The organism is Streptomyces sp. NBC_00012, assembly GCF_045040875.1.
Taxonomy (GTDB): domain Bacteria; phylum Actinomycetota; class Actinomycetes; order Streptomycetales; family Streptomycetaceae; genus Streptomyces.
Window position 1 is genome coordinate 917,765 of sequence record NZ_CP108310.1, and the last position, 16,011, is coordinate 933,775.

General features: G+C 73.5%; 2 protein-coding genes. Both read right to left on the reverse strand.

The window, feature by feature from the left end:
- Positions 1–38: 38 nt before the first annotated feature.
- Entirely contained in the window at positions 39–5,081 is a 5,043-nt protein-coding gene (locus OHA19_RS43640; protein WP_405753512.1) for a type I polyketide synthase, read from the reverse strand.
- Positions 5,078–16,009 carry an SDR family NAD(P)-dependent oxidoreductase gene (locus OHA19_RS43645; protein ID WP_405753536.1) on the reverse strand — a complete coding sequence of 3,644 codons (10,932 nt, stop codon included), beginning with the start codon at positions 16,007–16,009 and terminating at the stop codon, positions 5,078–5,080. The genes OHA19_RS43640 and OHA19_RS43645 overlap by 4 nt, the downstream gene beginning before the upstream one ends.
- Positions 16,010–16,011: the final 2 nt, after the last annotated feature.

Here is a 16,011-nt window from a genome sequence, read left to right on the forward strand (position 1 = left end):
GGAACTGCGGTGATCGTGGTGGGTGCCGCTGAGGGCGTTCAGGAGATGCCGAACTTCTTGCCGAGGAGCTCGAACATCTCGTCGTCGGAGGCGGATTCGATCTCCTCGCCGACCGGAGCCTCGTCGGCGGACCCGCCCTGCAGCCGGGCCATCAGTGCCTGCACGCGGCGCACCACCCGGGCCCGTCCCGCATCGTCCGGCGCGACCCCGGTCAGTTCCTTCTCGATCCGGTCCAGTTCCTCCAGCGCGGTCACGGCCATGGTCTCCCCGTCGCGTACGAGCTGCTCGCGCAGGAACCCGGCGAGGCGCTGCGGCGTCGGGTAGTCGAACGCCAGGGTGACCGGAAGCTTGAGGCCGGTCTTGGCGCCGATGCGGTTGCGCAGCTCGACGGCGGTGACGGAGTCGAAGCCCATCTCGCGGAAGGCGCGCTTGACCCCCACGGCCTCGGGTCCGGTGAGTCCGAGCACCGCCGCGACCTGCTCGCGCGCGGCCTCCAGGAGCAGTGCGTCCTGCTCCGCCTCGGAGAGCCCGGCGAGCCGCTGCACCAGCGCCGACTGCTCCTCACCGCCGGATCCCACCCGGCCCGTGCCGTCCTGCGCGATGCGGCGCACCTCGGGCACGTCGGCGAGGAGCGGGCTCGGCCGGGTCGCGGTGAAGGCGACGAAGAACCGCTCCCAGTCGATGTCCGCGATCAGCAGGCAGGTGGCGTCGTGCTCCACGGCCTGCCGCAGCGCGCCCGCGGCCGCCTCGGGCGCCATCTCGCGCAGCCCGTGCCGGTTGAGGGTCTCGCCGAACTCGCCTTCCGCCATGCCGCCGCCGCCCCAGGCGCCCCAGGCGATGGAGGTGGCCACCAGACCCGCGGCCCTGCGCTCCTGGGCCAGCGCGTCGAGGTAGGCATTGCCCGGTGCGTAGTTGCCCTGGCCCGGGGTGCCGACGATGCCGCCGAACGAGGAGAACAGCACGAAGGCCGACAGGTCGTGGTGGCGTGTCAGCTCGTCCAGGTTCCGCGCGGAACTGGCCTTGGCGTGCAGGGAGTTGGAAAGCTGGTCCGGGGTGAGCGTGTCGAGCAGGCCGTCGTCGAGCGCGGCCGCTGTGTGCACGACGCCGGTCAGCGGATGCTCGGCGGGCACGGCGGCGACGACCTCCGCCAGCGCGTCCCGGTCACCCGCGTCGCACGCGGTGACGGTCACACGGGCGCCCAGCGCGGTCAGTTCGTCCCGCAGGGCCTGGGCGCCGGGCGCGTCCGGGCCGCGACGGCTGACCAGCAGCAGGTGCTCGGCGCCCTCGCGGGCCAGCGAGCGCGCGACGTGCCCGCCGAGCGCGCCGGTTCCGCCGGTGATGAGCGTCGTGCCCTTCGGGTCCCAGCGCCGGGTGCCGGGGGCGGCGCCGAGCCGGGCGCGGTTGAGGCGGCGTACGAATGTGCCGGACTGCCGCACGGCCAATTGGTCCTCGTCACCGGCCCCGCCGAGCGCGCCGCTCAGCATCGCGGCCGTCCGTTCGTCCAGGGTCGCCGGAAGGTCGATCAACCCACCCCAGCGGTCGGGGTGTTCGAGCGCGGCGACGCGCCCCATGCCCCAGGCCATGGCCTGCTCGGGTCCGGCGATGGGGTCGGCGGGTCCCACCGACACCGCGCCGCGCGTGGCACACCAGAGCGGCGCGGACACTCCGGCCTCGCCGAGCGCCTGCAGCAGTGCGACGGTGGCCGCGTAGCCACGTGGCACGTCCGGCAGTTCGGGGTGCGGCGCGTGGTCGAGCTGGAGGAGCGACAGCACGCCCGCGATGTCGGCGGGCAGGTCGTGGCCGGCGAACAGGTCGCGCCGCAGCTTGCCCCCGTCGACCGTCACGGGCAGCACCTGGGCGCCGTGGTCGGCGAGCGCCGCGAGGCACCCAGCGGTCAGGGCGTCCTCGGCGTGGGTCTCGGGCACGACGACGAGCCAGTGGCCGGACAGCCGGGCGGCGGACGCATCGGGCAGCGGACGCCAGGCGACCTCGTACCGCCAGTCGTCGACGGTGGACAGCTCGCGGGTGCGGCGGCGCCACGAGGACAGCGCGGGCAGCATCGCACCCAGGGCCGAGCGGGCGTCGTCGCCGCCCTCGATGTCCAGTGTGCCGACGAGGCCGTCGAAATCCTCCTGCTCGACAGCGGACCAGAACTGGGCGTCGGCGAGCGACAGCTCGGCCGCCCCGCCGACGGGCGCCTCCATGACCGGACGCAGGTCGTCGATCCAGTAGCGCTGCCGTTGGAAGGGGTAGGTGGGCAGGTCCACGCGGGTGGCCCGCTGCCCCGCGAACACCGCCTCCCAGTCCAGTTCGACACCATGAACGTGTGCTTCGGCCGCCGAGGTCATGAAGCGGTGCGCCTCGTCCTCGTCACGACGCAGGGTCCCCAGCGCCACCGCGTCGTCCCGGCCCGCCTCCTCGAAGATCTCCTGCAACCCCAGATTCAACACGGGATGCGGGCTCACCTCGATGAACACGGACAGACCATCACTGGCAGCCGCCCGCACCGCCCGCTCGAACTCCACCGTGGAGCGCAGATTCCGGTACCAGTAACCGCCGTCCAGACCCGACGTGTCATCCAGCAGCGCACCGGTCAGCGTGGAGTAGAACGGCACCCGGCCCGACACCGGCGCAACCCCCGCCAGCAGACCCGCCAGCTCCTCTTCGATCAGCTCCACCTGAGCCGAGTGCGACGCATAGTCCACCGCGATCCGCTTCGCCCGCACGCCTTGTCCCGTGCAGGACACCACCAGCTCATCCAGTGCCCCCGGCTCACCCGACACCACCACCGACGACGGACCATTCACCGCCGCCACCGAGATCCGGCCGTCCCACACGGTCAGGCGCTCACGCACCTCCGCCACCGGAAGCGACACCGACACCATCCCGCCACCACCCGACAACGCCAGCAGGGCCTTGGAGCGCAGGGCCACCACCCGCGCACCGTCCTCCAACGACAGACCCCCGGCGACCACCGCCGCCGCGATCTCACCCTGCGAGTGACCGATCACCGCCGCCGGCACCACACCACACGCCCGCCACAACTCCGCGAGCGACACCATCACCGCCCACAGGACCGGCTGCACCACATCCACCCGGTCGAAGCCCGGGGCGCTCTCCTCGCCACGTACGACATCCAGCAGAGACCAGTCCGTGAACGGCTCCAACGCCGCACCGCACTCCGCCATCCGCCCCGCGAACACCGGCGACGACTCCAACAACCCCGCAGCCATACCCACCCACTGCGCACCCTGACCCGGGAACACGAACACCGGACGCACAGCCCGGCCCGCCACACCCCGCACCACATCCCCAACAGCACGCCCCTCGACCACCGCCGACAACGCACCCACCAAAGAACCCACATCACCCGCAAGCGCCACCGCACGATGGCTGAACTTCGTCCTGCCCGTGGCGAGCGAGTATCCGAGATCCGCTATCCCGACCTCTGGATGGCCCGTCACATATGTCTGCAAGCGGCGGAGTTGATCCTCAAGGGCCTGTTCCGTGCGGGCGGACAGGACAACCGGGAGCGGCACTCCGTCCAGCGGTGCCCTGCGGTCCGTGTCCTGCTGCTCACCCTCCTTCCGCTCACCCTCCGGCTGCTCACCCTCCGGCCGCTCCGCCTCGGGCCCGTGCTCCTCCGGCGGTTCCTGTTCGATGATGACGTGCGCGTTGGTGCCGCTGACTCCGAAGGAGGAGATGCCGCCGCGGCGCGGCTGGCCGGTCTCCGGCCAGGGCGTGGGGTCGGTCACCAGGGCCATGCGCCCGTCGGACCAGTCGATGTGCGTCGTGGGGTTCTCGACGTGCAGGGTGGGCGGCAGCGTGCCGCGCTGCACGGCCATGACCATCTTGATCAGCCCCGCCGCTCCCGCGGCGGCCTGGGTGTGACCGATGTTCGACTTGACCGAGCCGAGCCACACCGGGCGGCCTGCGGGTCGGTCCTGGCCGTACGTGGCGGCCAGCGCCTGCACCTCGATCGGGTCGCCCAGCGTCGTCCCCGTGCCGTGCGCCTCCACGAGATCGACCTGGGCCGGGGACAGGCGCGCGTCGGCCAGGGCCTGGCGGATGACGCGCTGCTGTGCGGGGCCGTTGGGGGCGGTGAGGCCGTTGCTCGCGCCGTCCTGGTTGATCGCCGAGCCGCGGACGACGGCCAGCACCTTGTGCCCGTTGCGCCGGGCGTCGGAGAGCCGCTCGACCAGGAACATGCCGATGCCCTCGCCCCAGCCCGTGCCGTCCGCGTCGGCGGAGAACGCCTTGCAGCGGCCGCTGCTCGACAGTCCGCGCTGCCGGCTGAACTCGGTGAACGCGCCGGGGCTCGACATCAGGGTGACCCCGCCGGCCAGTGCCATGGAGCACTCGTTCCTGCGCAGCGACTGGCAGGCCATGTGCAGCGCCACCAGCGACGAGGAGCAGGCCGTGTCGACGGTGACGGCGGGGCCGTTGAAGCCGAAGGTGTAGGCGACCCGGCCGGAGGCGACGCTGCTGGTGTTGCCGACGCCGAGGTAGATCTCGGTGCCCTCCGGCGGGACGAACACCGTGCTGCCGTAACCCTGGTAGGAGGTGCCGACGAACACGCCGGTCTGACTGCCGCGCAGGGTCGACATGTCGATGCCGGCCCGCTCGACGGCCTCCCACGACGCTTCCAGGACGAGCCGCTGCTGCGGGTCCATCGCCAGCGCCTCGCGCGGGCTGATCCCGAAGAACTCGGGGTCGAAGTCCGGGATGTCGTAGACGAATCCGCCTTCGAGCGTGTAGCTGCGGGCGGGCTCGTCGGGGTCCCGGAAGAAGAGCCCTTCAAAGTCCCAGCCGCGGTCCTCGGGGAACGGGGAGAGCGCGTCGACCTTCGACATCATGATCTGCCACAGGTCTTCGGGGGTACGCACGCCGCCCGGGAAGCGGCAGCTCATCGCGGTGATCGCGATGGGCTCGCTGTCCTTGGTCTCGGCGGCGTGCAGCCGGCCGCGGGTCTCCTGCAGGTCGGCGGTAACCCGCCGCAGGAAATAGCGGAGCTTGTCGTTGTCGGTCATGGCCTGGGTCCCCCCTCGGAGCGGTTCGGTCGGGTGCTGCGGTGTGTTCACGAGATGCCGAACTCCTTGCCGAGGAAGTCGAAGATCTCCTCGTCGCTCGCGGCGTCCAGGTCCTTGGGCGCCGCCGACGGTTCCGCGGCGACCCGGACATCGCCCCACTTCGCGAGCATGTCGTTGAGCCGCAGGGTGATCCGTGTGCGCTGCTCGTCGTCGGAGCCGACGGCGGCGAGCAGGTTCTCCAGGCGGTCGATGCCCGCGAGCACCGGTGCGTCCGAGGCGCCCGCCACGTCCGGGACGACCTCGGACCGCAGGTACGCGGCCAGTTCGGCCGGGGTCGGGTAGTCGAAGACGAGCGTCGCGGGGAGTCGGAGACCGGAGGCCGCGTTGAGCCGGTTGCGCATGTCGACGGCGATGAGCGAGTCGAAGCCCAGCTTCTTGAAGGCCATGTCCGGTTCGACGGCCGCCGCCGACGCGTGGCCGAGCACGGCCGCGGCGTGGGTGCGGACCAGGTCGAGCACCACGCGGTCGCGGTCCTCCTCGGAGAGCCCGGCCAGGCGCTGTGCCAGGCCGACTCCGCCGGTGCCGGTGGCGTCGTCGCCCGCGGCGGCGCGCGGCGCCGCGGCACGGACCAGCTTCCGCATCAGCGGCGGCAGCGTGCCGGCCATCGCCTGGGCGCGCAGGGCCGTGAGGTCCAGGCGCACGGGCAGCAGCAGCGGTTCGCCGGCCGCCGTGCCGAGGTCGAACAGGGTGAGGCCCGCCTCGGTGCTGAGGCCGGTGACCCCGCCGCCGCTCATGCGGAGCACCTCCGCGTCACTGAGGTGTCCGGTCATGCCGCTGGCCTGCGCCCAGAACCCCCAGGCGAGGGTGGTGGCCGGGAGCCCGGCCGCGCGGCGGTGGTGGGCGAGCGTGTCCTGGAAGGCGTTGGCCGCGGCGTAATTGCCCTGGCCGGAGCTGCCGAGGGTGCCCGCGGCCGAGGAGAACATCACGAACGCCTTCAGCGCGCTGTCCCGCGTCAGCTCGTGCAGGTGCACGGCGGCGTCGACCTTGGGGCGCAGCACCGCGTCGAGGCGTTCGTCGGTGAGCGAGGTGATGACACCGTCGTCGAGAACGCCGGCGGCGTGCACCACCGCGGTCAGCGGGTGCGCGTCGTCGATGTCCTCGACGACGCGCGCCAGTTGGTCCCGGTCCGCCGTGTCGCAGGCGACGGCGTGCGCTTGGGCGCCCGCGTCGCGCAGTTCGGCGAGCAGTTCGGCGGCGCCGTCGGCGGCGGCGCCCTGCCTGCTGAGGAGCAGCAGGTGGCGTACGCCGTGCCGGTCGACGAGGTGGCGGGCGAGGGAGCTGCCCAGGGTGCCGGTGCCACCGGTGATGAGTACGGTGCCCCGGTCGTCGAAGGCGGTGTCGGGCGCGGGATCGGCCGCCGGTCCGGTGCGGACCAGGCGGGGCACCAGCACGGTGCCTTCGCGCAGGGCGAACTGCGGCTCGGGCAGGGTGAGCGCCGCGGGCAGGGCCTGCCACGAGGCCTCGCTGTCGTCGGCGTCCACCAGGACGAACTGGTCGGGGTGTTCGGCCTGCGCCGAGCGGACGAGGCCCCAGGCCGGTGCGGCGGTCAGGCCGTCGACGGTCTCGCCCGCGACGGTGGCCACCGCGCCCGAGGTGCGGATCACCAGCCGTGCGGCGGTGAGGCGTTCGTCGGCCAGCCAGCGCTGGAGCAGGGCGAGCGTGGCACGGGCGACCGTGTGCGCGTCCTGTGCGATGTCGCCTGTCGCGTCACCTGTTCCGGCACCCGTCGTGTCCGTCGCGGCGTCGCCCGCGGTGAGGGCTCCGAGGGTGACGACCACGGCGTCGGGCAGCGGGGCGCCCTTCTCGACCTCCGTGAGGAGTGCGGCCAGGTCCGGGTGGGTGTCCGTGCGCACGCCCGCCGCGGTGAGGGGCGCGGGGTCGGTGCCCAGGACCGCCCAGTGCAGGCCCGTGGGCACGGCGGCCACGGGGGCCTCGGCCCACTCCAGCCGGAACAGCGAGTCGTGGTCGCCGTGTCCCGCGGTCTTGAGCTGCCGGGGGTCGACGGGGCGCATGTCCAGGGAGTCGACCGTCGCCACGGGGGCGCCCGTGCCGTCGGCCACCTGGAAGGCGATGCCGTTGGCGCCGCTCGGGGAGAGCCGCACGCGCAGCACCGACGCTCCGGTCGCGTACACGCGCACACCGCGCCACGCGAACGGCAGCCGCGGCTTGCCCGCGTCCTCGCCGCGTCCCTGACCCGGGCCGAAGGTGCCGAGCCCCATCGCCTGCAGGGCGGCGTCGAACAGCGCCGGGTGCAGCCCGAAGTCGGCGGCTTCGGCGCGGCCGTCCTCGGGCAGGGCCACCTCGGCGTAGATGTCCTCGCCCGACTGCCAGGCGGAGCGCAGGCCCTGGAACATCGGGCCGTAGTCGAAGCCGAGGAGTGCGGCCTGTTCGTAGACGCCTTCGAGTTCCAGCGCGGTGGCCGCGGGGGGCGGCCAGGCCGCGAAGTCGAAGCCGGGGTCCGGCGCGCCGTCGCGGACGGCGAGCACACCGGTGGCGTGCCGCAGCCAGGGGCGTTCGCCGGAGTCCTCCGCGGCGGGGCCGGCGGGGCGGGAGTGGACGGTCAGCGGGCGGTGTCCGGTGCCGTCCGGCGCCCCCACCACGAGCTGCACCTGGATGGCGCCCCGTTCGGGCAGCACCAGCGGTGCCTCCAGGGTGAGTTCCTCCACTAGGTCGCAGCCGACCTGCTGGGCCGCGCGCAGGGCCATCTCCACGAAGCCGGTGCCCGGCAGCAGGATGGTCTCCATGACGACGTGGTCGGCGGTCCAGCGCTGCGTCTGCGCCGACAGCTGTCCGGTGAACAGATGGCTGTCCGTGTCGGCGAGCGTCACCGCGGCGGCCAGCATCGGGTGGTCGGTCGCGCCGAGCCCGATGGAGGCCGCGTCACCCGGGCCGCCGGTCCTGATGGGCAGCCAGTAGCGGCGGTTCTGGAAGGCGTACGTGGGCAGGTCGGCCCGCCGTGCGTCGCGTCCGGCGAACAGTGCCGTCCAGTCGAGGCCGGCGCCGTGGACGTACGCGGTGGTCAGCGACGTGAGGAAGCGTGCGGGGCCGCCCTCTTCCCGGCGCAGCGAACCGAGCACGGCGCCGTTCGTCTGTGCGTCGTCCAGGGTCTCCTGGAGTCCGACGGCCAGGACGGGATGGGGGCTGATCTCGACGAAGACGGAGTGGCCGGAGCGGAGCAGTCCGCGGGTGGCCTCTTCGAGCCGGACGGTCCGGCGGAGGTTGCGGTACCAGTACTCGGCGTCCATGACCGTGGTGTCCAGGAGTTCACCGGTCACCGTGGAGTGCAGCGGCACGTCCGAGGCGCGGGGGGTGATGCCGGCCAGGACCTCGCCGAGCCGCTCGTGGATCCGCTCCACGTGGGCGCTGTGCGAGGCGTAGTCGACGTCGATCCGCTTGGCCCGCAGGCCCTCGGCGGTGCAGGTGGCGAGCAGGTCGTCCAGTGCGTCGGCGTCGCCGGAGACCACGACGGACGAGGGGCCGTTGACTGCCGCGACGGACAGCCTGCCGTCCCAGCGGGCGATCCGTTCCCGCACCCGGTCGACCGGTTCCGGCACCGATGCCATGCCGCCGAGGCCGGAGAGTTCCAGGATCGCCTTGCTGCGCAGTGCCACCACGCGGGCGGCGTCGTCCAGGGACAGCGCCCCGGCCACGCAGGCGGCGGCGATCTCGCCCTGCGAGTGGCCGACGACGGCGGCGGGTTCGACGCCGCCCGCCCGCCACAGCTCGGCGAGCGACACCATCACCGCCCACAGCGCGGGCTGTACGACGTCGACCCGGTCGAAGCCCGGTGCGCCGGGCTCGCCGCGCAGCACGTCGAGCAGCGACCAGTCGGTGTACGCCGAGAGGGCCGTCGCGCATTCACGCAGCCGCTCGGCGAACACCGGTGAGGAGTCGAGGAGTTCGAGCGCCATGCCCGCCCACTGGGCGCCCTGGCCGGGGAAGGCGAAGACGACCTTGGGCGGTTCGGCGGGGGCGGTGCCCTGGACGAGTCCGGGGGCTCCGGTGCCGTCCGCGAGGGCGGCGAGCCCGTGCAGCAGCTCGTCCCGGTCACCGGCGACAAGCGCGGCCCGGTGGGCGAGCCTGGCGCGGCCGGTGGCCAGCGACCAGCCGACGTCGGCGAGGGCTGCGTCCTGGTGGGCCAGCAGGTGCGAGCGGAGCCGGGCGGCCTGCTCGCGCAGGGCGTCCGCGGAGCCCGCGGACAGCACGAACGGCAGCGCGGGCGTGCCGATCAGGGGTTCGTCGGCGGCCGCGGCCGGTGCGTCCGCCGCCGGGTCGGCGGCGGGCTCCGTACCCGCGTCGTCGCCCTGTTCGAGGACGACGTGCGCGTTGGTGCCGCTGATACCGAAGGAGGACACGGCCGCGCGGCGCGGCCTGCCGGTCTCGGGCCACGGCACTGCTTCCTGGAGCAGCGACACCGCGCCCGCCGTCCAGTCGACGTGGGAGGTGGGCTCGTCCAGGTGGAGGCTGCGCGGCGCCGTTCCGTGCCGCATCGCCATGACCATCTTGATGATCCCGGTGACGCCCGCGGCCGCCTGGGCGTGGCCGATGTTGGACTTGATGGAGCCGAGCAGCAGCGGCCGGTCGGCGGGGCGGTCCTGGCCGTAGGTGGCGAGGACCGCCTGGGCCTCGATGGGGTCGCCCAGCTTGGTGCCGGTGCCGTGCGCCTCGACGACGTCGACGTCCGCGGTGCCGAGCCCCGCGTTGGCCAGGGCCTGGCGGATGACGCGCTGCTGGGAGGGGCCGTTGGGCGCGGTGAGGCCGTTGCTCGCGCCGTCCTGGTTGATCGCCGAGCCGCGGAGCACCGCGAGCACCGGGTGACCGTTGGCGCGGGCGTCGGACAGCCGCTCGACGAGCAGCACGCCGACGCCCTCGCTCCAGCCGGTGCCGTCGGCGGACTCGGCGAAGGCACGGCAGCGCCCGTCCGAGGCGAAGCCGCCCTGCCCGCTGAGCCCGGCGAAACCGGCCGGGGTGGCCATGACCATGACGCCGCCGGCCAGCGCCATCGAGCACTCGTCCTGCCGCAGCGCCTGGGCCGCCAGGTGCAGTGCCACCAGCGACGAGGAGCAGGCGGTGTCGACGGTGACCGCCGGGCCCTCCAGTCCGAACGTGTAGGAGACGCGGCCGGAGATGACGCTGGCGGTGGTGCCGGTCAGGATGTACCCGGCGTTGCTGTCCTCCGCCTGCTGGAGCAGTCCGGTGTAGTCCTGGCCGCTGGAGCCCACGAAGACGCCGGTGCGGGAGCCGCGCAGCGAGGTCGGGTCGATGCCCGCCGCCTCGACGGCCTCCCAGGCGGACTCCATCATCAGCCGCTGCTGCGGGTCCATCGCGATCGCCTCGCGCGGCGATATCCCGAAGAACGCGGGGTCGAAGTCGCCCGGGGCGGCGAGGAATCCGCCGCTGAGCCCCTCGATGTCCCAGCCGCGCTCAGCGGGTACGTCGGTGATGGCGTCCACGCCGTCGGCCACCATGCGCCACAGGTCCTCGGGGGTTTCCACGTTCCCCGGCAGCCGGCAGCTCATGCCGACGATGGCGATGGGTTCGTCGCTGTCGACGGCCCTGACCGGGCCGGGGGTTCCGGCGGGTGCGGCCGATCCCGCCAGGAGCGAGGCCACGTGCGCGGCGAGCGCGGCGGGGGTCGGGTAGTCGAAGACGAGGGTGGAGGGCAGGCGCAGCCCGGTGACGAGGTTCATGCGGTTGCGCATCTCGATCGCGGTGAGCGAGTCGAAGCCGAGGTCGTTGAAGGCGCGTCCGGCGCCGATCTCGTCCGGTGCGGCGTAGCCGAGTACGGCGGCGGCCTGGGTCCGCACCAGCTCCAGGACCGCTGCCGCCCGGTCGTCCTCGTCGAGGCCCGCCAGTCGCTGCGCGAGTGGTTCCTCGCCGGAGCCGCCGCTCTGCGCGGCGGGCCTGGCCGGCAGCCGCACCAGGCCGCGCAGCAGCGGCGGCACGGCGTCGGCCGTGGTGGCACCGCGCAGCCCGGACACGTCCAGGGGTGCGGGCACCAGGGTCGCGTCGTCCAGGGTGCGTGTGGCGTCGAACAGGGCCAGGCCGTCCGCCGACTCCAGCGAGCCGACACCGGACCTGCCGATCCGGCTCAGCTGGGTGTCGTCGAGGCTCGCGGCCATGCCGCTGCGCTCGGCCCACAGGCCCCAGGCGAGCGAGGTCGCGGCGAGGCCGCGGGCGCGGCGGTGCTGGGCGAGGGAGTCCAGGAAGACGTTGGCCGCGGCGTAGTTGCCCTGTCCCGCGCCGCCGAGGGTGGCGGCGACCGAGGAGAACATGATGAACGCGGACAGGTCCAGGTCCTTGGTGAGTTCGTGCAGCGCGACCGCGGCATCCACCTTGGGCCGCAGCACCGCGGTGACGCGCGCCGGCGTCAGCGCGTTGAGCACGCCGTCGTCGGTGATGCCCGCGGCGTGCACGACGGCGGTCAGCGGATGCTCGGCGGGGACGGCGGCCAGGAGCTCACCGAGCCGGGCCCGGTCGGCCACGTCGCAGGCCGCGACGGTCACCGTGGCGCCGAGGCCGGTGAGTTCGGCCTCCAGTTCGGCCGCGCCAGGCGCCTGCGGGCCGCTCCTGCTGACGAGCAGCAGCCGCTCGACTCCGTGCGCGGTGACCAGGTGCCTGGCGAACAGCTTGCCGAGCGTGCCGGTGGCGCCGGTCATCAGAACGGTGCCGCCGGGCCTGCCGAGGAGCGGTGCGTCGGCGGGGGCCTCGGGCGCCGCCGCGCGGGCGAGCCGGGGCACCCTCACCTGTCCCGCCCTGATGGCGCACTGCGGTTCGCCGCCGGCCAGGGCCTGCGGGAGCGCGCGGTGCGAGGCGGGCAGTCCGTCGAGGTCGACGAGGGTGAACCGGCCGGGGTTCTCCGACTGCGCCGAGCGGATCAGGCCCCACACGGTGGCCTGTGCGACGTCCTCGACCTCGTCGTCGGCGGTGGCGCCGACCGCGCCTCTGGTGACGAAGACCAGGCGGGTGTACGCGAACCGGTCGTCCTCTACGAGGATCTGGGCGAGCGCGAGGGCACGGGCGGCGGCTCCGTGCGCCGACTCGACGGTGTCCGTGCCGGGTTCGGACACACAGGGGACGAGGAGAACGTCGGGCACCGGCCCGCCCGCCTCGACGGCCTCGCCGAGCTCCACCAGGTCCGGGTACCGCAGGTTCGCGGGCAGCCCGAAGGAGATGTCGCCGAGGACGGCCCAGCCGCTGGTGTCCGGCGCCGTGCCGGTCTCCGTGAGCACCGGCCACTCGACGCGGAAGAGACGGTCGTGGTGGGCACTGCGGGCGACGTCGAGCTGCTCGGCGGAGACCGGGCGCAGCGCCGTGGCCTCGACGGAGGCGACGGGTGCCCCGGTGCCGTCGGCCAGCGCGACCGACACGGTGTGGCTGCCGGTCGGGGTGAGCCGCACCCGCAGCTCGGCGGCGCCCGCGGCGTACAGGGAGACTCCGGTCCAGGAGAAGGGCAGCCGCTCCTGGCCGGACTCCGTGCCGTCGTCGGAGCCCAGCATGGCCCGCGAGTGCATCGCGGCGTCGAACAGGGCGGGGTGCAGGCCGAACCTGCCGGCCTCGGCGGCCGGTTCCTCCGGCAGACGGACCTCCGCGAAGACCTCTTCGCCGCGCCGCCACACCGACCGCAGGCCCTGGAAGGCGGGCCCGTAGCCGTAGTTGGCGGCGTCGAGCGTGGCGTAGAAGTCGTCCATGGGAATCCGGACGGCCTCCGGGGGCGGCCAGGCGGTGAAGTCGCTCCAGTCGGGTGCCGCGGCCTGGCCGGGGGCGAGCACTCCGCTGGCGTTGCGGGTCCAGCCGTCCTCGCTCTGTGCGTCGTCGGCCCGCGAGTGGACGTACAGCTCGCGGTGTCCGCTCTCGTCGAGGGTGCCGACGCTCATCTGTACGGCGACGCCGCCCTCGGCGGGAAGGATGAGCGGCGCCTCCAGGTTGAGCTCCACGATCTGCCCGCAGCCGAGCTGGTCGCCGGCGTGGATGGCCAGCTCGACGAAGGCGGTGCCGGGCAGCAGGACGGTGCCGAGGACGGTGTGGTCGGCGAGCCAGGGGTGGGTCTGCAGGGAGAGTCTGCCGGTGAACAGCATGCCGTCGTCGCCGGCCAGGGCGACCGCGGCGCTGAGCAGCGGGTGCTCGGCCGAGCGCAGCCCCATGGCGGTGGCGTCGCCGGCCCAGGCGGCGGACAGCTTCGGCCAGTACGGCGCCCGCTGGAAGGCGTAGGTGGGCAGCGCGGTCATGAGCGCGCCGGTGCCTTCGAAGAGGGCCGTCCAGTCCGGGCCGCTGCCGTGGACGTGCAGTTCGGTGAGGGCGGTGACGAGCGCATGGCCCTCGGGCCTGTCGGTGCGCAGCGCGGGGACGAAGGCGGGCTCCGCGGCCCCCGCGGGGAGATCGGTCAGGCAGTCCTGGCCCAGGGCGGTCAGTACGCCGCCGGGGCCGATCTCCAGGAACGCGGTGACGCCGTGGTCGGCGAGCGCCCGGATCCCGTCGTGGAAGCGGACGGCGGCACGGACGTGGCGCACCCAGTAGTCGGGGTCGGCCAGTTCCTTGGCGGCGATGACGCCGCCGGTCACGTTCGAGACGAGGGGCAGTTCGGGCGCGCGGAACTCCAGGGTCCCCGCGAACTTCCCGAACTCTTCGAGCATGGCGTCCATGTGCGGCGAATGGAAGGCATGGCTCACCCGCAGCCGCTTGGTCTTGCGCCCCTCGCGCTCGAAGTGCGCGGCGATCTCGAGAACCGCCGTCTCATCACCCGAAATCACCGTGGCGGAAGGCCCGTTGAGCGCGGCGATGGACACTCCGTCGACCAGCAGCGGCAGGACCTCGTCCTCCGCCGCCTGCAAGGACACCATCGCGCCTCCGGTCGGGAGCGCCTGCATCAGACGACCCCGCGCGGCCACCAGAGCGGCAGCGTCTTCGAGGGACAGCACGCCGGCTACGTACGCGGCCGACAGCTCACCGATCGAGTGACCCAGCAGGTAATCCGGCTTCACGCCCCACGACGTCACCAGCTCGAACAGGGCGACTTCGAGGGCGAACAGACCGGCCTGCGTGAACTGCGTCCGGTCCAGCAGCTCACCCTCGCCCTCACCGAAGACGACCCCACGAAGCGGCGTCTCCAAGTGCCGGTCCAGCTCCCCGCAGACCGCGTCGAAGGCCTCGGCGAACACCGGGAACGCCGCGTGGAGCTCACGCCCCATGCCGACCCGCTGCGAGCCCTGCCCGGAGAAGAGGAAGCCGAGCAGTCCGCTCTCCGGGGCGGTGCCGCGGGTCACGCCGGCGGCCGACTCCCCGGAGACCAGCGCCCGCAGGCCGCGCAGCAGGCTCTCGCGGTCCGTGCCGACGACGGCGGCCCGGTGGTCGAGGGCCGCACGGCTGGTGGCGAGCGAGAAGGCCACGTCCAGCGGGCTCGCTTCGGTGGTCTCCGCGTACGAGAGGACCTGCGCGGCCTGTGCCAGCAGGGCCTGCTCTGTCTTGCCCGACACCGTCCACGGCAGCACGGGGAGCCCGGCCGCCGGGCCGGTCTCCTGCGGTGCGGGGGCCTCCGCGGCGGGCGCCTCCTCGATGACCGTGTGGGCGTTCGTCCCGCTCATGCCGAACGAGGAGATGCCGAACCGCTTCGGGCGGTCCGTCGCGGGCCAGGGCGTCGCCTCGGTCAGCAGCCGGACCGCACCGGCCGACCAGTCGACGTGCGGGGTGGGTTCGTCGATGTGCAGCGAGCGGGGCAGCGTCCCGTGCCGCATCGCCTCGATCATCTTGATGATGCCCGCGACACCGGCGGCCGCCTGGGTGTGGCCGATGTTGGACTTGACGGAGCCGAGCAGCAGCGGCCGGTCGTCGGGCCGGTTCTGCCCGTACGTAGCGAGCAGCGCCTGCGCCTCGATCGGGTCGCCCAGCGTCGTACCCGTACCGTGCGCCTCCACCGCGTCCACGTCCGCCGAGGACAATCCGGCGTTGGCCAGGGCCTCTTGGATGACGCGCTGCTGCGAAGGCCCGTTGGGGGCGGTCAGACCGTTGCTCGCACCGTCCTGGTTCACCGCGGAACCGCGTACGACCGCGAGGATCCGGTGGCCGTTGCGGCGGGCGTCGGAGAGGCGCTCCAGGAGCAGCAGACCCGCACCCTCGGCCCAGCCAGTGCCGTCGGCAGCCTTCGCGAAGGCCTTGCAGCGGCCGTCCGTGGCCAGGCCGCGCTGCCGGCTGAACTCGATGAACGCACCGGGCGTCGACATGATCGTCACGCCGCCGGCCAGCGCCAGCGAGCACTCGCCCTGTCGCAGCGCCTGCGCGGCCAGGTGCAGCGCGACCAGCGACGACGAGCAGGCCGTGTCGACGGTGACGGCGGGACCCTCCAGGCCGAACGTGTAGGACAGCCGCCCCGACACCACGCTGGCCGCGGTGCCCGTCAGACCGTAGCCCTCGACGCTGTCCGGCGAGAACTGCAGCAGCGACGCGTAGTCCTGGCCGCTGGACCCGGCGAACACGCCGACGCGCTCACCCGACAGCGACAGCGGGTCGATGCCCGCCCGCTCGAACGCCTCCCACGCCGTCTCCAGGAGCAGCCGCTGCTGCGGGTCCATCGACAGCGCCTCGCGGGGGCTGATGCCGAACAGGCCCGGGTCGAACTCCGTCGCCCCGTCGAGGAATCCGCCCGACTGCACATAGGACGTGCCCGCGGCGTCGGGGTCGGCGTCGTAGAGCCGCGTGGTGTCCCAGCCGCGGTCGTCCGGGAAGGGCGACATCGCGTCGCCGTCCTCGGCGACGAGCCGCCACAGGTCCTCGGGGCTCGCGACCCCGCCGGGGAAGCGGCAACTCGTCGCGACGATCGCGATGGGCTGCTGCTCCTCGGACTCCACCTCGCGCAGACGCTGCCGGGTCTGATGGAGGTCGGCCGTCACCCGCTTGAGGTACTCGAGGAGCTTTTCGTCAGCCACCA